Source organism: Nonomuraea sp. CA-143628 (assembly GCF_050942315.1).
In the GTDB taxonomy this organism is placed as follows: Bacteria; Actinomycetota; Actinomycetes; order Streptosporangiales; family Streptosporangiaceae; genus Nonomuraea.
Window position 1 is genome coordinate 6,166,400 of the sequence record NZ_CP192072.1, and the last position, 21,040, is coordinate 6,187,439.

Below are 21,040 nucleotides of genomic sequence, written 5' to 3' on the forward strand. Positions count from 1 at the left end.
GGCTCAGGCGTAGGTGCCGCGCGTGACGACGCCGTCCACCTGGAACTCGGCCGAGAACGACACCTTGTCGGACACCGACGACTCGGCGGTGTAGGAGGTGACCCAGCACTCGCCCGAGTACTTCACCTTCCCCGTGGTGCTGCCTTCCGGGCCGTACTCGAACGACGCCGTTGCGGTCTGGCCGGTCATCAGCGCGCCGAGCACGGCGTCCGGGCCGGTCGTCACGGTCGAGTTGAAGTGACCCGAGATGCTGAACGAGGTGTTGACCAGGCCGGGGATGTTCTTGGTGCCCTGGTCGCCGAACGCGGTCACCTCCGACAGGTCCCGCGAGCCCGGCAGGCCGGACACGTTGTCGACGTACTGGGAGATGGTGCGCAGCGTGCCGCCGGTGTCGTCGACCGCGAACACGCTGTCCTTGCCGTGTACGAAAGACACGTCGCCCTCCAGGCATGAAAAAACCGGCCATGGCCGGCGCGGGTCTGAGAAAGGGTGGGTTAGCGGCGGGCGAATGCCGTCGCGTAGGTGATGCTCGGCGTGGTGCCGGAAATGGTGTGCTGCTCGCGCACGTACTGGTTGACCGTCCCGGTCACCGTCTTGCGCTGGGAGCCCACGACCGTCGCGGCCGTGAACGTGATCAGGTCCGTGAACGTGACGTTGTCGGCGCTGTGCTGCACCTTCACCGTGGCCGAGGGCGTGGTGCCGGAGACGGCCGTCACGTGCAGCGACGCGACCCCGCCGTTGAGAGACGAGGTGGTGTTGTCCACCGAGGCGCTGTTGCCGGTGACGGTCTCCGCCGTGTGGGCGTGCACGACCTGGCCGTGGTCGACGCCGTCGTTGGGGGTGGTCTCCAGGGTCAGGCTGACAGTGTCCGACACCGACGACTCGATGCTGTAGCTCGACAGGTTCGACGTGGCGATGAACGCGGGCTTGCCGATCGTGAAGCCGTCCGGCATGACGCTGGTCAGCAGCCCGTCCAAGGCGCCGTCGCTGGCCTGAATCGTCTCGTCGATATCGCCCTCTTCGCCGTCGAACAGGCCGTTGACGTTGATGCTGCCGCCGCGCAGGCCGGGGATGAACCGCGCCCCGTCGTCGAGCAGCGTCGTCGTCTCGCCGAGGCTGCGTTCCCCGGCGACGGTCCAGCCGGTGATCCGCCCGGACAGGTGCTTGTCATTGACCAGCACCCGGCCGTTCCTGCTGTGCACGAACGCCATCGTCGGTCACCTCCTCTATCGCGCCCTGCTCGACGAGCCAGGGCACGCTCGTCTTGGGCAGGTCGTCGACCACGTCTCCCGGCTCGGCCCGGCGTTCCTCGCCGCGCCCTCGGCCGGGGTAGTCGAGGCCGACCAGCGCCCGGTATTGCTTGGCCACCTGTGCCTCCTAAGCGGTGATCTCGATGCCGAAGTCAACGCCCACGTAGCGGACCTCTCCATACGTCATGGGCCCGTAGTTGCGGGCCTCCCGCACCCGGACGAAGCTCGCCACCCCGCCCAAGCTCGGGTCCGCCTCGATGACCGCCTTCACCGACCGGACGCCGGAACCCTCCAGGTAGGCGTCCAACTCCGCCTGCGAAGAGCGGTCGTCGACGGCCTGAACCAGCAGGGTGACCGTGAACAGGAAATCGTCCGAGCCGCGCCCCATCGTGGAGTCGAACCGGATCGTCGGCTCGCCCTCGAACCCGGGCGTGATGACGGCCGCCGGCGGGCTGATGCTGTCGGGCACCTGCGGGTGCACCGCGAACGGGGCCGGGATGGTGCGCAGCCGTACGGCCAGGCCCTCCCGGAGGTCGCTGAGGCTGGCCATCAGCCGAACCCGGGCAGCATGTACGGCTCGATCAGGGCCCGCACGTCAGGGTCGAGATTCGGCACGCGCATCAGCCCCCATTCGGCGGACCCGGCCACACCTTCCGGGCTGTCCTTACGCCGGAACAGCCGTCCGGCCTGCAGCAGGGTGGCCTGCATGATCTCGTCGGGCACGGTTGGCCATCCCCAGCGGGCGGTGATCCGTACGCGGGTCATGGTGGTTCCCCACGAGCCGGCGGGCAGGAGCAGGCCGGTGATGGCCTGCTCGTCGAGCAGGGCGTTATCGGGCGCGGTCTCGTAGCTGGTGGCGGCCGTCCACGAGCTGCCCGACCCGGTCTCCACGAGCAGGCCGGTCAGGGTGCCGATGTCGTCGATCAGCAGCAGTTCGCCGCGCTCGTCCCGGACGGTGCGGCCGAACGGGTTGAACGTGCGCTGCACCGCGGTGTCGTCGAGCCAGAATCGGCGACCGGTCTTCTTGTCGATGGCGCGGGACGCCGCCGCGAGCGCGTTGTTCAGCAGCGCGTCGCGGGCTGTGTCGGTGATGCCTACCTGCGTTTTCAGGTCGGCCAGGGTGGCGTACTCGTGGGCCACGTCTCCGCCTCAGGTAGTGGCCTTGCGGGCGGTCCTGCGGCCCTTGGGAGGCGTTGAGGGGGGCTCCTGTCCTCCGCCCTCCCCAGAGGTCTCAGTGGCGTCTGTGGACGGCTTGTAGCCGCGCAGGCCGAGCTGCTCGTCGACCTGCCTCACACGGTCGTCCAAGCCGTGTTGGACGTAGCCGTCGCGCTCCCGCAGGAGGGCGGCGATCATCGGGTCTTCTGTCATCGTCACTCCTGGTGGGGCGCTCGGGGCCCGGTGGGCACGGGCCCCGAGCACGAACGGGTGGTTAGACGCCGGTGAACGTCGGGGCGATCAGGCCGGTACCGGCGATCTTGCGGGCGTGGGCGTAGCGGGCGTGGGTGTAGGCGAAGTAGCCGTACACGACCATGAGCACGCCGAGGGACGCGGCGGCGGGCTGCTCAGCGCGGATGTACATCGGGGCGTTCGAGTCTTCCCAGAGGTGACATTCCTGCCGGTCCACCAGGTAGATCTCATCCTCAGTGCCAGCGCCGAGGGTCGTGCCGATGTTGTTGTCCACGATCACCGGCGTGCCGTTCGGCAGCACACCGCGCACGCCGTTGCCGTACACGGTGGCGTAGTTGGCGCCGAGGGTCTGCTGAACGATGCCCGGCTGGCTGATCATCGGCCAGGTGGAGCCCATCGCATTCTGCATCCAGTACCAGCGGCGGCTGTGCATGACGGCCAGGTTGTCGCCGGTCGCCATGTCGAGCAGCGCCGCCTCGACCTCGGACAGCCCCTGGATCACCTTCGGGTACAGCTCGGCCGCGGTCGGCGACGCGTCGGTGTACGCCACGGCGGTAGCCACGTTGGTCAGGCCGTTCGTGGCCTGGTTGAGCAGAGTCGAGTCCAGCGTGGTCGCATACCGGCGGAACAGGTCGTCCAGCACCACCGGCTCGACACCGGCGCCGCGCTCGATCGACTGCCGCGACAGCGTCTGCTGGCCGGCGTTGGTCTGGACGCTGAAGGTCATCAGCGTGTCGTCGATGTTCGTCTCGGACACGGCCGTGTTCTCCGACGCCTGCAGCGCGGTGCTGGTCGCCGTGGTGATCCGCGACAGGTTGACCGTCATACCCTCGGCGGGCAGCGCGTGGCCGCGGATCGCGTCGGCGAACGGCCTCTTGGCCGCCGCGGCGGGCGCGTACATGTCGGTCAGGTACTGCGGGACGACCAGGCCGGTGAAAGCGCCGGTACCGACCGCGCGCTCTTCGAGCTGGGCGCCGCGCTCGACACGCTCCTCCTGCATGTGCCGGGAGAGCCGGTCGCGGGCCTCGTAGTCGCCGAGAAACGCGGAGGCCACGTCCCGCTCGAACGCGGCGCCGCGCCGGTCCTTGTCCTGCCGGTAGGTGCGCTCCTCGACACCGACCCGGCCGACCCGGTCGTAGGCGGGGGAGCGGTTGCCGGTCGGGGTGACCCGGGCCGACAGGACGGCGATCTCCTCCTCGCGCGCCTGCTCGCCGAGCAGGCCGTCCAGAACGGTCTGCCGGCGGGTGACCTCAGCGTCGGCGGCGTCGCGGGTAGCGACCCGAGCGGACACGGCATCCTCGGTCAGGTCGGGGTCGCTTCGCAGCGCGAGCAGGGCGTCCTGCTCCTGCTGCCGTGCGGTGATCGCGGTCGTCAGCGCCTCTCGCGCCTGCGCGATCAGTTCTCCGAGCGTCATGGCTCGATCTCCTTGCTTGTTGGGATTCATGACGCCCCGGTCCAGGTCAGACGGCCACCCGAGGCGATGCGCCGGGTGGACTCGTGCGCGCGAGCGCAGGGCAAAGCACCCGCCATAGGGCGGGTAGTTCAGGGGTTCAGCGGGCGAGCGCGATTTCCAGCAGCGCGCGGGCCCTGCTCGACGGCGCCGGCTGCTGCCGTAGCACCGCCTCGGTCGCCGGGTTCGCGCCGTAGCCGACGATCGCCACGTCACCGCGGTGGATGTCGTAGCGAGAGATCCGGTACTCGCTGTAGTCCGGGCTCCACTGCCCGGCCTCGATGCGGAACGCGAACGACATCTCGTCGATCAGCCCGGCCCGCAGCTTCGGCACGATGTAGGCCACGTCATGGTCGGTGGGGTCGAGCTGCGCCGCGAGCACCGACAGGCCGCTGTCGTCCTCGACGAGCTGCAGGGTGCCGGTCGTGGTGCGGGCCATGCGGCGGAGCTGGTCATGGCCGAGCACCAGCGGCACATCCAGGTCGGCGCGGGCCAGCGACTCGGCGCCGGCCCGCGCGGACACGATCTCCGTGTACGGCCCGTAGTGATCCCACATCTCATATCCGCGCTCGTACACCGTGGCGTACCCGGCGAACTCCAGCTGGCCGCCGTCGCCGGCGGTGCGCAGCTCGATCGACGCGGGCACCCGGGCGGTCGCGCGGGAGGTGGCGTGCTCGGCGCAGCGGCGCTGTGAGGGGCGGTCGGCGCGCTGCCGTACGTGCTGGGCGCGGGCCGCCGCTGCGGCCTCGCGAGACGTCGCGGTCATGGTGTCGCTCCCGACGTGGCGGTGGTGGGTTGCGTGCGCGGGCTGCCGAACAGCCGGTCGAACTCGGCAAGCTGGACCTCGGTGAACGGCGGCAGGTCCTCCAGCTCCCGCGCCTCCGAGGGGGCGAGAGTCCGCGAGGCGATCCGCGTCTGCAGGGTGCGGGCGCGGGCCTCCGGGTCCATGGCCAGCAGCGAGTCCCGGTTGAGCTTCACGTAGCGCGGGCCCGGCACCAGGCCGCGGCCCATCGCGTCCTCGCGGCGGGAAACGGCAGGTCCCAGGTTCATGATGAGGAACTGCAGGTTCCGCTGCGTGATCGTGGCGTAGGTGATGTGGCCCGAGGACACGGCGGCGTCGATCAGGTCGGACGGGCAGCCGAAGAAGCGAGCGATGTCCGTCAGGCCGAACTGGCGGGCCTCGATGAACGCCGACTGCTGGGCGACCGCCTGAATCGGCTTGTACTCCCAATCGTTGCCGTGCACGAACAGGTCACCGTCGCGTACGGACGCCCGGAAGTGCTCCTTGGCTATCTTCGCCTCATCCTTGTTGATCTTCTTGGCGGTGTTCTTCAGCTCGGCGAGCGGGATCGCCCCGCCGCCGAACCAGTCGCGGGCGAACTTGCTCGCGTTCAGCGACTCCTCGATGCCCCACGCCGCGTACGCGACCGGGGACAGGCCGAGAGGGAGACCGGCCACAGTGAACTGCTTCTCGTGCCAGATCTCCCACGGGTCGTACTCGACGCCGGCCACGATGAACTTCGTGATCTCGGCGCCCTTCGCCCGGACGGTCACATCCGACAGGGTCACCAGGTCGATGCGCGCGGGCAGGCCGCGCCCGTCCGGCCCGACGACACCAGAGCGCTCGACGATGACGCCGAAGCAGTTCCCGGCCCGGTCCAGATCCACCTGAGTGGAATACAGCCACTCCTTGACGCCGACCCGCTGACCGCCCGGCGTGACGAGCACGGGCGGCTTGGGCACCTCGACCTGGACGCCGGACACTCGCCGGAATACGTCGACCGGCATTGTGGAGATCAGGTCAGCCCGCAGCCGCAGACACGCCCAGACGGCGCTGTGCCGTAGCGCGGTGTCGTTGTTGACCAGCACGCCGCCGCCGCCCGTGCGCAGGCCGCGGTTCATCGCGATCAGGTCTTCCGGGGTGATGATCTGCGCTTCCCGCGTGAACGCGCCGCGCAATCTGGACCAGACGCCCATGTCCCTCCCTTCAGCCGAACGAGTCCGCTACGTCGTAGTCCTCTTCGATCAGGTGCGCCCGCGTCTCGTACGCCCACCGCGCTTGCGTGCAGGCCACAAGCGGGCTGATGTCCACTGTGGAGACGCGCCGGCCCCACGCCCACGCGTCGCCGAGCGGCCTGGTCTTCACGCCACGCACGGCCGTCTCGAGCAGCTCCTGGCCGATGTGCCGCAGGGTGCCCTGCCGTACGGCGTCGGCCAGCTGCCCGCAGCCGGCGGCCACGTCCTGCACGCTCGGGATTGCCAGGTCACCGCGGCGAGGATGCTCCGGATCCTCCGGAGGCTTGATGCCTGCCTTCTCCAACGGGGTGAGCAGCGACCCGGCCGGGCCTTTCACGTCCAGCCCGATAGCCACCGGATCCCAGCGTTCCTTGAGCTGTATCAGCCGATCGACCAGCCAGTCGGTGCCGGGCCTGTGCTCGACGACCTCCAGGTGGCCGAGCCCGTCCGAGCGCAGCCCGTACACGGCGATGCAGGCCGCATCCCGGCTCGGGGTGACGTCCAGCGCGAACGCCACGTCGCCCTCACGTCGCGACTCCTCGTCGGCGAGCTCCATCCACGCGTCGACGTCCAGGACGCTCGCCCCGTCGCCGGCCCGGGGCAGCCACACGCCGAGCCGCTCGGCCGCGAACTTGTCGCCCAGCCCGGACGGCTTCGCCTCATCGATCACGGTCTCTTCGCGGATGCGGATGCCCAGCGATGGGTTGCACGCGTACCACAGGTCCCGGTCGCGGGCGGCCCGCCGCCGGTCCGCCTCGTTGGTGACGTCCAGATCGGCGCCCCAGTCGAAATGCGCCATCCGCTCCGAGCCGGCCTCGCCGTCCGTGCGCAGCCCGTACGCCCACGCCGCAGGATCGTCCGGCGGGGTGCCGAAGAACCACTCTTGGGGATTGGGCCTGGCCGACAGGGTGGGCAGCGTGGCGGCCCGCTGCTGCGCGGTCAACTCCTGCGCCTCGTCGAGCACGTTCTTGTCGCCGGAGAAGCCGCGGCCCGACGTACGGCTGCGCGCCACGAACCGCAGCCGGGCCCCGCCCGCGGACCGTGTCAGCTCGATGCCCTGCTCGCCATTGGCCTGCCAGTACCGGTTGACCCGCCGGTCGAGGTCCGGCGTCGACTCGATCAGCCCTTTGACACGGAGGAAGCCCTCCTGCGCCGTCTTGTACTCGTGTGCCGAATGCAAGACCAGCTTCTCGCCGAGCAGGAACAGCCAGCCGAGCTCCAACGCCTCGATGATGCCGCCCTTACCGTTCTGGCGCGGCACCCAGCACGACACCTTCATGGCAGCCCACCGGCCGCCGGGCTGCTCGCCCAGGCCGTGCGTGAGCACGTACTGCTGCCACGGGTCCAGATGCAGGCCCGCCGACGCAGCCAGGTCGATCACTTCGGGCGCGGCGCTGGAAACGTAGTCGGGCCACCTACCGACCCGCGGCGTCTGCGATCCGATCCGCACGTCGGGCAGCAAGCTCGTCAACGGTGCTGCGCTCCTTTCCGCCGGGCATGCCGTCCAGCTCGGCGATCGTCGCGCGCAGTTCCTTGGCGATGACCGCGGCGTCCCGGCCGGCGGTTTCACGGAGCTCGGCGGCCAGCTTGTCGCGGATCGCCTCCAACGACGCGCGCCGGTTGCCGCCCTCGACCGTCTCGACCAGCTCAGCCATGATCACCGTCCATGATCTTGCGGGGAGAGAAAAGTGGACGCCTAGGCGCGGGGTCGTCCAGGGTCCCGGCTAAAAGGCTGTGACCTGCGGAAACGCGATTCGATCGCTCGACGCTGTGACCTGCGGCGATGTGAGGGCTACCAGTCCTGCGAGGTGCGCAACGGTGGCCCGCTCAAGGGCTTGTTGCCGCGCTCGGTGTTGCACTTGCGACCACATACGGGGCATGGGGCGTTGGCTCCGTGCGCTGGCCTCATCGCGTGAGGGTCGACGGGCTGGTCAGCGTCGATGCTGATCGGTATCAGGTGGTCAGCCTCGCCTGCCCCGTGATGCAGGCAGAGATGGCAGGTCGTGCCGTAGATGGTGAACATCTGGGCTCGTGCTCTGCGATAGGGGCGACCAGCACGATGCCTACGACTACGCACACCGCATCACCCCAGGAACAGCGGAAGGGCCCGGCGTGTGCCAGGCCCTTCCGATACGTCTCGCAGAGTAGATGCTCAGAGCATGTCACCTCGAAGCTTTAATCCGCAACTATCTGTGCTGATCAGCACAGGCGAGCGGACATGGCCGCCTAAACCGGGACGCTCGTCGCGCGGGTGGAACCTTCCATCAGGGCGGTAACGTCGCCCACCCGGAACAGGGCGCGCCCGTGCACGTCGAGCCCGACAGGGGTGAGGCGGCGCCGCTTCACCCACGTGTACAGCAGCGCGGGCTGAATGGGTCGCACCAGCGTGGTCAGCGCTCGGCAGATGTCGGGTGCGGACAGCCGCATCTCCTCGATCTCGGCGAGCATCCATTCCCGTCGCTGCTGAACCCCGTAGCCGACGCGCTGGCCTTGCCCGTCCACGCACGTCGGGCAGGTCACCCTTGATGCGCCGGGCCGGGCGTACATGTCGGCGCCGCACAGGTCGCACGGGCCTGCGTACACCTGCTCAAGCGGACGGTCGATGGTATGCCGGGCTTGCCGAATCGCTTCGGTGAGTTGCTCGACGGCCTGCGCTGCGCTGTCCCTGCCGAGCATCACCCGGAGATGGCGGAGTAGCCATCGTGCTTGGCCGGCGGTGCTGGGGCCCGGGTCGGTGGACAGGGTGATGTACAGGCAGGTGGGGTGTGTGCAGCCGCCCGCGCACACGGGGCCGTCCATGACTGTGACGCCGGCTCGCAGGCTGTTGACCCACGCGGCCGCGGTGGTGTGGAGGAGGGTGGCGGCTTCTCCTGCCCGCTGGTCGAACGGTAGGGGACGTTCGGTGCCGCGGGGGCCGCCGCCGTCGCCGATGCGGACCTGTCGGGCGAGCGCGAGCTGCAGGTGGTGGGCGAGGCTGGGCACGTCGCCGAGGTCGCGTTCGAAGCTGACGTGGCATGCGGCGCAGACGCGCCGGGACGCGGGCATGAGCCGGTCGCACCAGGTGACGGGGCAGGCGATTCTGGCCACAGGGTTCCCTCCTGGGAGCTGCTGTACGGGGTGGTGGTGTGGGAGGGTGGCGGCGTGGCCGCCCCTGGTATCAGCAGGGGCGGCCACTTCACGCGGTCTTCTGCTGGCTGTTGTCGGCGGAGTTCCGAGCCCGGTCGGCGAGGGCGTCGAGGCGGGCGGCGGCGGCGTAGGTGTCGTCGATGCTCCGCTTGTGGAGCTCGTCGAAACGGGCCTCGGAGGTGGCGAGCGCCCGCTTGAGGTGGCGGATGCGGATGAGCAGCGCGCCGATGAGCGCGGAGACGGCGCTGACGCTGATGCTGAAGTAGCTCAGGATGTTGAGAAAGATGGTCATGATCGGGCCTTTCTTGTCTGGTCGGCGATGAGCTGCATCACCTGGGCGGCGTGGCGAACGCAGATGGCGATGTCCTTGGGGTCTTCGGACAGGGCGGGGTTGGGGCACGGGTCGTCGAGCGACTTGCGCATGCGGCAGCGGCGGAGGCGGGGGGTGTCGCGAATCGCGACGCCCTCGGTGGCGGTGGCGGTCATTGCGGGGCTGCTCCCTGGTGGGGCGGGACGAGCCGGACTTTCTCACCGTCGAGGCCGGTCACGGCCCACACGGTGCAGCCGGGCTCTTCCTGCGCGAGCGGGGTGGCGATGCCGCGGGCGTCGACGGTGAAAGCGACGACGGGGGATGAGGTGATGACCTCGCCGTCGACGACGTACTCAATGCGCCAGCCCTGGCCGGGGACGACGTGGGTGGGCGTCGGGTCGGCCGAGGTGCCGATGCGCTCGAAGCCGGGGTATTCGTTGGCGGGGACCAGCTTGTTCTTGTAGGTGCTGAAGACGAGCGGGGCGCCGCTGGTGCTCCACGCGAGCACGGGCCGCTCGGTGTCGCCGTATCGGGCGTTGTAGTGGGCGGTGGTGCCGGGGGTTGCGGCGATCATTGCGTGTCCTTCCCTGAGGTGGCGCATCCGCGGGCGCGGACGGTGACGTAGCCCTCGACGGCCGGGGCGACGGTGCGCGGGTCCACGGCCTCGGCGGGGCAGTCGTGGGCGTAGATACCGTCGGGCTGCTCGGATCGGTCGTGGGGCTTGACCCAGAAGACGCGGCGGAGGAAGCCGAGCGGCCAGTCTCGTTTCGTGGACGGGTCGAGCACGCCGTAGCCGACGGTGCGGCCTTCGTGCCAGGCCGGGCAGCGGGTGTGTCCTTTCCGGGTGTGGGCGATGACGGCGCTCTGGCGCACGTAGTCGAGGTGGGCGATGTCCTCGGTCCAGACGATGTCGATTTCACGGGCGAGGGCTTCGTCCATGCGGGGGTCTTCGTACATGTCGGGGTCCCAGGTGGGGTCCTTCATGGACGCGGGCGCAGGGTCGGGGGTCTCGAGCGGCCCGCCTTGGTGCTTCGGGGTCTGCATGTTGATCTCCTTCGCGGCTTATAGGTGGGGGTCAATTTCCGGCGAGGCTGCCAACGTTTCCCCGTCCTTAGGGACGGGGAACGGGGAAACGTCGTCGGCGGTGCCCGTTCCAAACGTTTCCGCAACGTTTCCGGGTAACGTTTGACCTGGGGAAACGTCGTTCCGTTCCGGATCTTGCTGGAAACGTAGGCTGTCTACACGTTTCCGCTCATCTCCGGAAACCCAATTTGCCCTACTTTTGCGCACTCTGACCGCTTCGGCGATTGCCTCGCTTCCCGCCGAGATGTTGAGCCGCTTGCACTCCTCTCGGATCTTCCGATTGCCCCAGTCGGCGGGTATCCCCTCAAGCTCGAGCTTCTCCACCAGCCAGTTACCGGCGGCCGTTTCCGCGTACTCCTCCGTGTCAGGCACCAGCACGACGCTCGTGACAGGCGAGCCATCCTCTTTCGCCTCGCCGGCGAGCTCGACCCGCCTCATCCGGAACACCTGGTCAGACAGTTCGTCGTCGTCTTTCTGCTTGCCGGTCGCGAGTGTGATGCGGGTGTCGGCGAGGCCCTTTCCCTTACGGGTGACGCCGAGCTCGGTCTGCATGGCGCCCTTCATGGCGGACGCCCCTCGGCCCCGCTCAGCGTCTGCGTGGCCGCTGTGGTGGACGACCAGCACGCACGCCCCCGTGGCGGCCCGCATGCGTTCCATCAGGTCGACAACCACGCCCATCTCGGTGTTGTCGTTCTCGTTGACGCCGACCGTGACCCGGGCCTGCGTGTCGATGATGATGAGCGATGCTTCCAGCCGTCGGCACGCCTCGATGAGCACAGCCCACTCAGGGGACTTGACTTGGACGGGCCGGGGCAGGAACTTCACCCCGGTCATCACGACACCGTGGTATTGCTCCCAGGCGCGTACGCGTTTGCGCATGCCCTTGACGCCCTCGGCGACGATGTAGACGACGTTGGCCTGCCGGACTTTGCGGCCATGCCAGGGGGTGCCGGTGCCGACGGCTGCCGCGAGGCTGAGGGTGATGAAGGACTTCATGGTGCCGGACGGCCCGTACATCCTCGTTACGGTGTCGAGGAACAGCACGTCAGTGACGAGCGGTTCCAGGCTGGGGATGTTGTCGAGGTCGTCGGTTTCCAGCAGTTCGCCGAGGAGCGCCTGCACCTGCTGGTCGAGGTCGGGTCGCGGGTTCTCCTGCGGCCAGCAGTCGCATCTCTGCTCACCGCACACCGAACAGGACGCCATCGGCGGGGTGCGCAGGTCCATGCCCGCAGGGTCGGCCTGGTTGCCGCCGTCAGCAGGAGGCGGCGGGGGCGGGGTGGCGCCGTTGCCGTTCGGCGAGGTGAGGCAGCGCTGCCTCACCTCGCCCAGCAGGGCGACGGGCAGACGCGCGGCCGGGCCTGCGCTGTCCCGGCCGGCCGCCGCGCGCATGATGTCGGCGGCGCCCGCCTTGCCGTCGTTGTAGTTGCACCACGACCACAGGCTGGGGACGGTCAGCTTCTGTCCTGACGGTTGGGCGCCGACGGGGATGCCCCAACGGGTGGAGAAGTTGACGGCCACGTGGTCGTCGTGCAGCAGGCTGAACTCGCTGCTGGGCGCGTCGCCGCCGATGGTGGGCCGGTGCCACTTGTGGCGGCCGTCGCTGTGAACGCCCAGATAGGTGGCGCCCGCGTCGGTGAGCACGTCGAAGAACGTGAGGTGCTCGGCCAGCACGGTGTACGGTCCGTCATCGCCGTTGTGGTGGCCGTTTTGGATTGGCCGGGGCCGCGGCGTCGGCACGGCCGTACGCCCTTCACGCGCCATCTTGCGCTCGCGCTTCTCCTGGTCCGCCTGCACGAGCAGGTCGCGCGCCTCCGGCAGGAGTTCGGCTGCGACGGTGGCCAGCTGGTCGAGGGTGTAAATCTGCTGCTCTTTGGTCTCCTCCATCCAGGTGGCTCGTTCCAAGTCGTTCTTGCGGTTGACCGTGCCGGGCACCTTCATCAGCCGGTCGAGGTTGCCGACTTCCAGGTCCCAGCACCAGCCGTGCAGGTACGCCTGTGCGGCGAGGATGGCCTGCCAGCTCAAGGTGAGTTCCTTGGCGCGGGCCCGTTCATCCTCATTGGTGATGAGGTGCGGCTGGTCGATCAGCCAGATCGGGTTGAAGCCGCCGCCGGTGCTGGCCCAGATGGTCGGCTCGGGTAGCCGGGATTCGGCGACGACCTTGCGGACGGCGTCGGAGTCGGGCGGGTGTGGCAGGTCGTCCTGGCCGGGCTTGTGGCCGATGGTGCCGTAGTCGCCGTCGGCCCAGAGGTGTGTGAGTGCGTAGGCCAGGCTTTCGCCGCCTCGCCCGGTTTTGGGGTGGTCGCGCAGGGTGGTGCTCTGCGCGTAGATGCCGAGCGGCTTGCCTTTGTCGAGCTTCAGCACGTAGTCAACGGCGGCCTGGATGCCGTTCTCGTCGGTGGTGAAGCGGCGCCCCTTCCACCGGTCGCCGTCGCTGCAGATGCTGATGTAGCCGGGCGCGTTGGCATAGAGGCAGGTCAGCCAGATTTGGACGGCGTCGCTGTTCGCGGACAGGCCGCTGCCTGTTCCCATCAGCCTCGCCTCCGCGGGTCGGCGGTGAGGGGTGCGTGCGGCTTTGGCTGCTCGTCCTGTTCGGGGGTCATCGTGGTTGCGCCTCTCCTGAGGTTCCGGGAGGCGGGCAGGAGCCGGGCCAGCGTCCTTGTCGGTAGCGCTGAAGGGTGTGCCCGAGGGTTTGCGCGGTGCGCAGATCCCCGCCCGTCGTAGGGGTTCTGGGTGTCGGCCTGCTTGCCCACAGACAGGTCGACGGTGGTGACGGGTGGGGTTAGTCCTGCTGGTCGGCGAGCCGGTGCGCCTCGATGTAGGCGATGCAGTCGCTCTTCCACGCGTACAGTCGCTTGCCCATCTTGAACAGGAACTCGGCTTCGCCGCGGTGGCGCTTGTAGCGCAGGGTGGCCTCTTCCATGCGGGTGAGCGCGCACACCTCGTCGGGGAAGGTGAGGAGGGTGTCGTCCGCGCGGTCGGGCGCGGCGTTGGCCTGCGCGGACCTGCGGGAGGTCGGGGACTTGCGGGTGTCGGTGCTGCTACTGTGCATGATGCGCGACATCCTTTGTACTCGTTGGCAAGCGTTGGACATGGGGTATGCGCATGGGGCCTGGCGGGATGGGTGCAACCATTCCCCGGGCCCGCTTTCGTCGCGGGGATCCGTGGCCTTTTGCTAGGTCAAACTCTAGCAGCATTGGTCACGCGAAGTCCATCACTATCCCACGAATACGGCGCTGGACATTAAGTGTTTCCCCAGCTCGCTGTGCCCGTGGGCAAAGTTGCGGCCCGCCGACCTGTTGTCGTTGGACTTCATTGGACATAGAGTGTCGCATGACAAAACTCCAGTGGGCAGGAGAGTTCAATGAGCGAGCAACCCGAGGTTGGGCACCCAGAAGACGCAGGCCAGGGACTTCTCGATCGGTACTGGGAGATCATCCGCTACCGGCGCGGGCTGGCCAAGGCGTCACAGAAGGACACCGCCTTTGCCGCTGACGTGTCCCGCACCACGTTGATCAACGTGGAGAAGGGGCACAGCGGTCCTGTGCCGGAACCTGCAACGGTGGCGTCCATCATGGCTGCGCTCGGCTGCGCCGTCGTTGAGGGGCGCGCAGAGGTGGCGTACTACGAGGCTCTCACCCCCCAGATGGTCGGGCGTCTGATCGAACTGGTGACACAGATCCGGAAGACGGACGAGCTCAAGGCCGCGCTGGCTGCGCGGACGTACCGGGCCTATGTCGACACCTGGAGTTCGCTGGGACAGCTGCCAGAGACCGGTATGGCCGACGCGGATGTCTGGCAGGACCGGATGGAGCAGGCGCAGCGGGAAGCGCTCACGAGCTTGCAGACCTTTGTCGTGCCGCATCTTCGTGCCGGCGAGCCGACGGATGATGCGCTGCTGGCACGCTTCGACCTGGCCGACTTCGAGAGTCGGTTCGGGCCGGAGGCCAAAGAGAGGAGCCGGCGCGAGGGCGAACTCGCCATGAGGGAGTGGCAGGCACTGCCGGAGGAGGTTCGCAAAGCCACCTCGTTCGCGACGTACAAGCCGACGGGTAGGGTGCCGATCCCGAAGGCTGAGGTTGAGGAGCTCCGAGAGAAGCTCGCCGTGGCCGAGGAGCGCCAGATGCTGGCCGAGCGTAACGCCGCGATTGAGCACCAGCACGCCGAGGAAGCGCGGCGAGAGCTGGCCGCGATCCGGACCGACAGCGCGGCCGCGCAGGCGTTCGCCCAGCTGCCAAAAGAGGTGCAGGACCTGCTGCGCACCGGCCACCTTCATGACTGGAAAGTGATCGAGGGCGCGGGCATGCGGCACGTTCGGCTCACGTTGCGCGGCGAAGAGGATGCGCCGGTGACGGCGCGGGACATCATGGAACAGGCGGTGCACGTCGACTTCGCGCTGCTCGGCTCCATGATGGTGATCCGCACCCTGCAAGAGCACAATTGGGATTACCAGAAAGCCATGAAACAGATGCCTACCGCGTTGCGCGAGCTGGCCCAGCAGGCGCAGGTGGCCGCCGACTGGTTGCGGAATCCGACCACGACGCAGAAGCAGGAGCCTGGAGGGGACTGATGGCGCACGTTGAGGACCGATGGATGCGGAAGGGGCGCGGCCCGGACGGCAGGGTCGTTTTAGGCGACGACGGTAAGCCGGTCCTCGAGCGGCATCCGGACCGTTACGGCCGGGGGAAGCGCTGGCGGCTGCGCTACGACGTGGGCGGCAGGGAGAAGAACGAGTCGTTCGCGAAGAAGACGGCCGCGGATGACCGGAAGAAGGAGGTCGAGGCCGACCTGCTGCGCGGCACCTACATCGACCCGAACGCAGGGAAGGTGACTTTCCAGCGCCAGGCCGAGGAGGTCATCAAGAACCGCACCCTTGATGTCACCACTCGCGCCCTGATGCAGGAACGCCTGGCGAAGCACGTCTATCCGGTGATCGGCTCGAAGGAGATCGGGCTACTGTCGCGTCGGCCGAGCCTGGTCCAGCATCTCGTGAGGAGCTTGGAGGCGGCCGGGCTGGCGCCGTCGTACATCGAGGTCATCATGGCGTACGTCGGCCTGGCGTTCTCGGTGGCGATCGACGACGAGCTGATCGTCAAGAACCCGCTCAAGTCGAAGACGGTCAAGCTGCCGAAGGTCGAGCCGAAGACGCTCGTGCCGTGGACGGCCGACCAGTTGTTCGGCGTGTCCGGCGCGCTGCCGGACCGCTACCAGGTCACCGTGGACGCCGGCTCAGGGGTGGGCCTGCGGCAGGGCGAGATCTTCGGGTTCAGCCCTGACGACATCGACTGGCTTCCGGGCGTCGTGCACGTCAAGCGCCAGTTGAAGCTGCTCAGGCAGGGCGGCGGTCTGGTGTTCGCGCCGCCGAAGAGCGGCAAGCCGCGGGATGTCCCCTTGGCCGAGAGCGTCAAGGTGGCCCTGGCCGAGCACATGCGGTTGTTCCCGCCGGTCGAGGTGACGCTGCCGTGGGGGAAGCCGGATGGCAGGTCGACCACGGTTCGGCTGTTCTTCGTCAACACCCTGGGCCGGCCGGTGCACCCGGCGACGTTCTTAACGGTGTGGCAGCGGGCCCTCGAACAGGTGGGGGTCGTGCCGCCGCTGGGGCCGGGGGAGAGGCGCGGCCACGCCTACCGGGAGCACGGGATGCACATGCTGCGCCACTACTTCGCCAGCGTGCTGTTGACGGAGGGCGAGAGCGTCAAGGCGGTGGCTGACTGGCTGGGCCACGCGGACGGCGGCGCGCTGCTTCTGAAGACGTACGCGCATCTGATGCCGAAGTCGGAGGAGCGAATGAGGAGGGCCATTGACGCGTCGCGGATGCGGCGCGAATCTGCGGCTGACGGCCCCGAGACGGCCCACAGCGTGATCGTTTAAGCGTTTTCGCAGCTCTTTGGATATCCCCAAGGACTACACGTCGTACTCATAGTAGGTGGCGCCGCTGGGGAGCTGGCCTTCCCGGTTGTAGAAGCGCCCGCCGGTGTAGTTGTACCTGCCGTCCGTCCAGGCGTACCAGCCGCTGCTGGTGGGGTAGTTCTTGGAAGCCCAGATCGAGTTGGCCGAGCGTGCGTCGGCGCAGCGGGAGATGGTGCAGGAGTTGTAGACCGTGGCGTTGGCCGGGGTGATGCCGACCAGGCCGACGAGGGAGGTGATGGCGGCGAGGACGACGGTCAGTCGTACCGGCCAGGAAGGGCGGGGGCGCGGCTGTGTGTGCACGAGGCCTCCTTCGGGGGGTGACAGACATGGTCATGGTCGCCGCTCATCTCAGGTCAAATCAAGGCAAAGAATGCCAAGGGGAAGGTGAACACTTCGCGGACGGCTCCTGCTCAATCACTCTGTACCCGGCGGGGCGAGTGCGTCGCTCGCCGCGCCGGAGTAGCGGCGGGCCAGGCGCGCGAAGGCGTCCTTGAGCTCGGCCGGGCCGACGACCTCGATGTCGGCGTCGAACCTGCCGAGGACGGCGGCCAGGTCGGTCCAGGACCACGAGCCCACGACGAGCCGGCAGCGGTCCGGGCCGAGCTCCTCGACGACTCCGTTGTGAGCGAAGCGGGAGACGGCGGCGGCGGGCAGGTCGAGGATCACCTCGCCGCGACAGGGCCAGTTGCCGGCGCCGTCGACGCCCCGGAACTTGCTGGTCACGAAGGCCACCAGGTCGCCTCCGGGCAGCTCGCGCGGGGTGAAGCGGGGCCCTGTAGGGGTGCGCGGGGTGATCCGATCGGCGCGGAAGGTGCGCCAATCCTCGCGGTCGAGGTCCCAGGCGACGAGGTACCAGCGCCCGCCCCACGTGACGAGATGATGGGGCTGCGCCCGGCGCGGCGGAGTCGGCCTACCGTCGTCGTCCACACCGGGTGGGTAGTCGAAGCGCAGCACCTCCCGGGCGTGGACGGCGGCGCTGATCGCCATGAGAACACCGCTGTCGACCTGCGGGCCCGGTCGGTGCGCCGGCCGCTCGACGGCGGTGATCTGGAGGGTGTCGATCCGGTGGCGCAGCCGTGTGGGCATGACCTGCCGGACGGTGTTCAGCGCGCGGGCCGCGGCTTCCTCGATGCCCGCCCCACTGGAGGTGGCGGCGGTCTGGAGCGCGATGGCCAGAGCGACGGCCTGCTCGTCGTCGAACAGCAACGGGGGCAGTTCCGCGCCGGCGTCGAGCCGATAGCCGCCGTCGGGCCCCTTGAAGGCCAGGATGGGATAGCCGAGCTCACGCAGTCGGTCGACGTCGCGGCGCACGGTGCGCGGGCTGACCTCCAGCCGCTCGGCCAGCAGCGCCCCCGGCCACTCCCGGCGCGTCTGGAGCAGCGAGAGCAACGACAGCAGTCGCGCGGAAGTCTTCGGCATGACCTCATTTTGCCCGGAGAAGAGGACACTCCCTGTCCGCTTCCTCTGCGACTGTTGTCGCATGCCAGACAACGACAACGACTCGAAGGGCCCGAACGCCGTGACCGCCACCACCACGCCCCCCGCGACCCTCGACGCCGAGCGGAGCGACCTGCTCGCCGCGATCGCGAACGCGCGATCCGCCGTGACCAACGCCGTCCGCGGGCTCGGCGACGAGCAACTGGGCGAGCGCCCGACGGTCAGCGAGCTGTGCCTTGGCGGGCTGGTCAAGCACGTCGCGTCCATGGAGGAGACGTGGCTGCGCTTCGTGGTCGACGGCCCGTCGGCGATGACGTACGGCCTGCCCGAGGGCGTCACCTGGGCCGACATCGCGGCCGGAACCGCACGCGAGTTCCCGCAGTGGATGATCGACCACCAGAACGACTTCCAGATGCTGCCCGGCGACACGCTGGCCGGGATCCTCAAGCGTTACGAGCAGGTCGCCGCCCGCACCGCGGAGATCGTCGCCGCCGTCCCCGACCTGTCGGCGACGCAGCCGCTACCGGAGGCACCCTGGCACGAGCCGGGCGAGGCGCGCAGCGTGCGCGGGGTGCTGATGCACGTCATCGCCGAGACCTCCCAGCACGCCGGGCACGCCGACATCCTGCGCGAAACGCTCGACGGTCAGAAGTCGACCTGAGCGGCGATGACCGTTCTCGACACCCGGGCGCTCAACCGCGCGACGCTCGCCCGGCAGCTGTTGCTCGATCGCGCCGACGTTCCGGTGCTCGACGCCGTCGCGCACCTGTGCGGCCTGCAGGCGCAGGAGCCGCAGGAACCGTTCGTCGGGCTCTGGTCGCGGTTGCGGGCGTTCGACCCGGCGGCGCTCTCGGACCTGCTCATCGGGCGGGGCGTGGTGCGTACCCACCTCATGCGCCGCACCGTCCACCTCCTGACCGCCGACGACGTCCTGGCCTGGCGGGGGCGCCATGACGCCATGCTGCGTCAACGCGTACTCGGGACCTATCGCCGCGAGCTCAACGGGGTGGATCTCGACGAGCTCGCGGCGGCAGGACGGGCGGTGATGGCCGACGACGAGCCGCGCTCGATGAGCGAGCTCGCGCGGGCGCTGGCCGAACGCTGGCCGGAGCCGGGGCCGCGGGCCCTGGGCGAGATGCTGGTCGCCGCGCTCGTCCCGATGGCGCAGCTGCCGCCACGTGGGGTGTGGCGGGCGAGGGCGGGAGTGCGCAACGTCCTGCTCTCCTCCTGGTTGGGGCGCGAGATCGACCCACCGGCCGGGAACGGCGCCGATCCGAACGGCGCCGATCCGGTCGGCTCGAATCGGGTCGGCTCCGATCCGAACGGCTCTGATCGGGTCGGCTCTGATCCGGTCGGTGAGGTGCTGGTGCGGCGCTATCTGGCCGCGTTCGGTCCGGCCTCCTCGGCCGACCTGCGCGCCTGGTGCGGCCTGGCCGGACTGCCGGCCGCGGTGGCCGCGATACGGGAGAAGCTGGTCACCTTCCGGGACGAGCGCGGCCGGGTCCTGCTGGACCTCCCCGACGCGCCACGCCCCGACCCGGACACACCCGCCCCGGTACGGTTCCTGCCGGCGTTCGACAACGCGATCCTCGGTTACCACGACCGCGGCCGGATCATCGACGACGCCCACCGCCTCCTGTCGGTCGCCGGGGCTCGCGTCGTTCTGGTCGACGGCCGGGTCGCCGCGACCTGGAACGTCCAGGCGGGCACCGTGATCGTCACCCCGCTGGGTGGCTTCTCCCGAGCCGACCGAGCCGAGGTCGCCGAGCAGGGGCAGGAGCTGGCGGCGTTCCTGTCCGACGGCGAGAGCGACCGCGTACAGATCGACGCGTCTCCCCGCTGACCGCCACACCCGCGAGCTGCTTCCCTTGAGCACCGAAATCCGGGAAGAGGGCACAGGCAGCGCGCGGGTGTAGCGTCTGACCAGACGAGCCGATCATGAAGGAGGCCACCCGCTGGAGCCGCGCGGTGCACAGCCGGACATGTCCCAAGGTGAGCGTCTCGGCAGATACAGCGCTGTGGCGAGCGCGCTGGCGTCGCGCAGTGACCGGCAACTCGCCGAGTCGCTGCGGCAGGCGCGGGGTCTGGGCTCGGGGATAGGTGGCACCTCCGCGTCATTGGACGTCGACGGCGTGCCGGTCTTCGCGAAGCGGGTGCCGCTGACCGACGTGGAGCGCCAGGCGGACAACATGATGTCCACGGCGAACCTGTTCGGGCTGCCCCCGTTCTGCCAGTACGGAGTCGGCTCGCCGGGCTTCGGCGCCTGGCGCGAACTCGCCGCCAACGTCATGACGACCACCTGGGTACTGGCCGGGCACAGCGCGGCCTTCCCATTGCTGTACCACTGGCGGGTGCTGCCGGGAGCGCCCCCGCCCACCGAGGAGCACGCCGACGTCGAGGCCGCCGTCCGATACTGGGACGGCTCGTCGGCGGTACGGCGACGCCTGGACGCCCTCGCGCGAGCCACCGCCAGCGTCGTGCTCTTCCAGGAGTTCATCCCGTTCAACCTCCATGACTGGCTCGCCGCACAGGTCGCCGCCGGCCAGGACGCCGCGGTGGCGGCATGCGCCATGGTCGGGTCACGCCTGCCGGCCGATGTGGCGTTCATGAACGCCCGTGGGTTGACGCACTTCGACGCCCACTTCGGCAACGTCCTGACCGACGGCCGACGCCTGTACATCGCCGACTTCGGGCTGGCGACCTCCCCTCGGTTCGACCTGTCCGCCGGCGAGAGTGGATTTCTGGCCCGCAACGCGACGCATGACACGGGTTACGCGCTGATGCAGCTGGTCAACTGGCTCGTCACCAACATCTGCGGGGTGGCGGTGCCGCGAGTGGGCGGGCCCGTGCGGCGCAACGCCTACATCCGCGCGTGCGCGGCCGGTGCGGACCCCGCCGGCGCTCCGCCGGCCGTCGCCGGGGTGATCCGCCGGTACGCACCTGTCGCGGCGGTCATGAACGACTTCTACTGGGAACTGTTCGGCGTCGATCGCACGACGCCGTACCCGGCCGAGAAGGTCGAGCGCGCCCTGAGCGCGCCGCGCTGAGCGACCG

The 21,040-nt window shown here is 69.2% G+C and carries 25 protein-coding genes; 5 read left to right on the forward strand and 20 right to left on the reverse strand.

All coding sequences use genetic code 11. The features are described from left to right. Positions 1 to 3 precede the first annotated feature (3 nt). The 18 genes from ACQP2T_RS28090 to ACQP2T_RS28175 form a co-directional block, all read right to left on the reverse strand. Positions 4 to 435 carry a hypothetical protein gene (locus ACQP2T_RS28090; protein WP_433519041.1) on the reverse strand — a complete coding sequence of 144 codons (432 nt, stop codon included), beginning with the start codon at positions 433 to 435 and terminating at the stop codon, positions 4 to 6. A gap of 59 nt (positions 436 to 494) precedes the next feature. Continuing rightward, positions 495 to 1,211 carry a hypothetical protein gene (locus ACQP2T_RS28095; protein ID WP_433519042.1) on the reverse strand — a complete coding sequence of 239 codons (717 nt, stop codon included), beginning with the start codon at positions 1,209 to 1,211 and terminating at the stop codon, positions 495 to 497. Beyond that, on the reverse strand, positions 1,168 to 1,368 hold the full coding sequence (locus tag ACQP2T_RS28100) for a hypothetical protein (RefSeq protein ID WP_433519043.1): 201 nt from the start codon (positions 1,366 to 1,368) through the stop codon (positions 1,168 to 1,170). The genes ACQP2T_RS28095 and ACQP2T_RS28100 overlap by 44 nt, the downstream gene beginning before the upstream one ends. Before the next feature lie 9 nt (positions 1,369 to 1,377). Further along, positions 1,378 to 1,800, reverse strand: a complete 423-nt coding sequence (locus ACQP2T_RS28105; protein ID WP_433519044.1) for a hypothetical protein — start codon at positions 1,798 to 1,800, stop codon at positions 1,378 to 1,380. Continuing rightward, a complete protein-coding gene (locus ACQP2T_RS28110; protein ID WP_433519045.1) occupies positions 1,800 to 2,390 on the reverse strand; it encodes a phage head-tail connector protein in 591 nt (196 codons plus the stop codon). The genes ACQP2T_RS28105 and ACQP2T_RS28110 overlap by 1 nt, the downstream gene beginning before the upstream one ends. 9 nt (positions 2,391 to 2,399) lie before the next feature. Beyond that, the gene (locus ACQP2T_RS28115) at positions 2,400 to 2,618 is read right to left on the reverse strand and encodes a hypothetical protein (RefSeq protein ID WP_433519046.1); all 219 of its coding nucleotides are present in this window, start codon (positions 2,616 to 2,618) and stop codon (positions 2,400 to 2,402) included. A 61-nt stretch (positions 2,619 to 2,679) separates the two neighbouring features. Then, on the reverse strand, positions 2,680 to 4,071 hold the full coding sequence (locus ACQP2T_RS28120; RefSeq protein ID WP_433519047.1) for a hypothetical protein: 1,392 nt from the start codon (positions 4,069 to 4,071) through the stop codon (positions 2,680 to 2,682). Positions 4,072 to 4,207: 136 nt separating this feature from the next. Further along, positions 4,208 to 4,873 (reverse strand): HK97 family phage prohead protease, encoded by a 666-nt coding sequence (locus ACQP2T_RS28125; RefSeq protein ID WP_433519048.1) that lies wholly within the window; start codon positions 4,871 to 4,873, stop codon positions 4,208 to 4,210. Then, the gene (locus tag ACQP2T_RS28130) at positions 4,870 to 6,084 is read right to left on the reverse strand and encodes a phage portal protein (protein WP_433519049.1); all 1,215 of its coding nucleotides are present in this window, start codon (positions 6,082 to 6,084) and stop codon (positions 4,870 to 4,872) included. Before ACQP2T_RS28130 ends, ACQP2T_RS28125 begins: the two co-directional genes overlap by 4 nt. A 10-nt stretch (positions 6,085 to 6,094) precedes the next feature. Then, entirely contained in the window at positions 6,095 to 7,594 is a 1,500-nt protein-coding gene (locus tag ACQP2T_RS28135; RefSeq protein ID WP_433519050.1) for a hypothetical protein, read from the reverse strand. Further along, entirely contained in the window at positions 7,539 to 7,778 is a 240-nt protein-coding gene (locus tag ACQP2T_RS28140; RefSeq protein ID WP_433519051.1) for a hypothetical protein, read from the reverse strand. The genes ACQP2T_RS28135 and ACQP2T_RS28140 overlap by 56 nt, the downstream gene beginning before the upstream one ends. A gap of 571 nt (positions 7,779 to 8,349) precedes the next feature. Then, positions 8,350 to 9,210, reverse strand: a complete 861-nt coding sequence (locus tag ACQP2T_RS28145) for a hypothetical protein (protein ID WP_433519052.1) — start codon at positions 9,208 to 9,210, stop codon at positions 8,350 to 8,352. Between the two features lie 88 nt (positions 9,211 to 9,298). Beyond that, a complete protein-coding gene (locus ACQP2T_RS28150; protein WP_433519053.1) occupies positions 9,299 to 9,541 on the reverse strand; it encodes a hypothetical protein in 243 nt (80 codons plus the stop codon). Beyond that, positions 9,538 to 9,735, reverse strand: a complete 198-nt coding sequence (locus ACQP2T_RS28155; protein ID WP_433519054.1) for a hypothetical protein — start codon at positions 9,733 to 9,735, stop codon at positions 9,538 to 9,540. The genes ACQP2T_RS28150 and ACQP2T_RS28155 overlap by 4 nt, the downstream gene beginning before the upstream one ends. After that, positions 9,732 to 10,133 (reverse strand): hypothetical protein, encoded by a 402-nt coding sequence (locus tag ACQP2T_RS28160; protein ID WP_433519055.1) that lies wholly within the window; start codon positions 10,131 to 10,133, stop codon positions 9,732 to 9,734. Before ACQP2T_RS28160 ends, ACQP2T_RS28155 begins: the two co-directional genes overlap by 4 nt. Continuing rightward, on the reverse strand, positions 10,130 to 10,603 hold the full coding sequence (locus ACQP2T_RS28165; RefSeq protein ID WP_433519056.1) for a DUF6009 family protein: 474 nt from the start codon (positions 10,601 to 10,603) through the stop codon (positions 10,130 to 10,132). Before ACQP2T_RS28165 ends, ACQP2T_RS28160 begins: the two co-directional genes overlap by 4 nt. Positions 10,604 to 10,621: 18 nt before the next feature. Continuing rightward, the gene (locus tag ACQP2T_RS28170) at positions 10,622 to 13,171 is read right to left on the reverse strand and encodes an AAA family ATPase (protein WP_433519057.1); all 2,550 of its coding nucleotides are present in this window, start codon (positions 13,169 to 13,171) and stop codon (positions 10,622 to 10,624) included. Positions 13,172 to 13,421: 250 nt separating this feature from the next. After that, on the reverse strand, positions 13,422 to 13,691 hold the full coding sequence (locus ACQP2T_RS28175; protein ID WP_433519058.1) for a helix-turn-helix transcriptional regulator: 270 nt from the start codon (positions 13,689 to 13,691) through the stop codon (positions 13,422 to 13,424). Between the two features lie 312 nt (positions 13,692 to 14,003). On the opposite strand from ACQP2T_RS28175, the gene ACQP2T_RS28180 reads away from it, so the two are divergent. Both ACQP2T_RS28180 and ACQP2T_RS28185 read left to right on the forward strand, forming a co-directional pair. Beyond that, a complete protein-coding gene (locus ACQP2T_RS28180; RefSeq protein WP_433519059.1) occupies positions 14,004 to 15,209 on the forward strand; it encodes a helix-turn-helix domain-containing protein in 1,206 nt (401 codons plus the stop codon). Positions 15,210 to 15,232: 23 nt separating this feature from the next. Next, on the forward strand, positions 15,233 to 16,510 hold the full coding sequence (locus ACQP2T_RS28185; protein WP_433519060.1) for a tyrosine-type recombinase/integrase: 1,278 nt from the start codon (positions 15,233 to 15,235) through the stop codon (positions 16,508 to 16,510). A 33-nt stretch (positions 16,511 to 16,543) separates the two neighbouring features. Here the strand turns inward: ACQP2T_RS28185 and ACQP2T_RS28190 are convergent, their stop codons facing one another. Further along, the gene (locus tag ACQP2T_RS28190) at positions 16,544 to 16,849 is read right to left on the reverse strand and encodes a hypothetical protein (RefSeq protein WP_433519061.1); all 306 of its coding nucleotides are present in this window, start codon (positions 16,847 to 16,849) and stop codon (positions 16,544 to 16,546) included. A gap of 114 nt (positions 16,850 to 16,963) precedes the next feature. Further along, on the reverse strand, positions 16,964 to 17,968 hold the full coding sequence (locus tag ACQP2T_RS28195) for a helix-turn-helix transcriptional regulator (protein WP_433519062.1): 1,005 nt from the start codon (positions 17,966 to 17,968) through the stop codon (positions 16,964 to 16,966). Positions 17,969 to 18,029: 61 nt separating this feature from the next. On the opposite strand from ACQP2T_RS28195, the gene ACQP2T_RS28200 reads away from it, so the two are divergent. From ACQP2T_RS28200 to ACQP2T_RS28210, 3 genes are all read left to right on the forward strand, one after another. Then, a complete protein-coding gene (locus ACQP2T_RS28200) occupies positions 18,030 to 18,647 on the forward strand; it encodes a DinB family protein (RefSeq protein WP_433519063.1) in 618 nt (205 codons plus the stop codon). A 6-nt stretch (positions 18,648 to 18,653) separates the two neighbouring features. After that, positions 18,654 to 19,829 (forward strand): winged helix DNA-binding domain-containing protein, encoded by a 1,176-nt coding sequence (locus ACQP2T_RS28205; RefSeq protein WP_433519064.1) that lies wholly within the window; start codon positions 18,654 to 18,656, stop codon positions 19,827 to 19,829. 139 nt (positions 19,830 to 19,968) lie between these two features. Next, complete coding sequence (locus ACQP2T_RS28210) at positions 19,969 to 21,033, forward strand: serine/threonine protein phosphatase (protein WP_433519065.1); 1,065 nt, start codon at positions 19,969 to 19,971, stop codon at positions 21,031 to 21,033. The last annotated feature ends 7 nt before the right edge of the window (positions 21,034 to 21,040 follow it).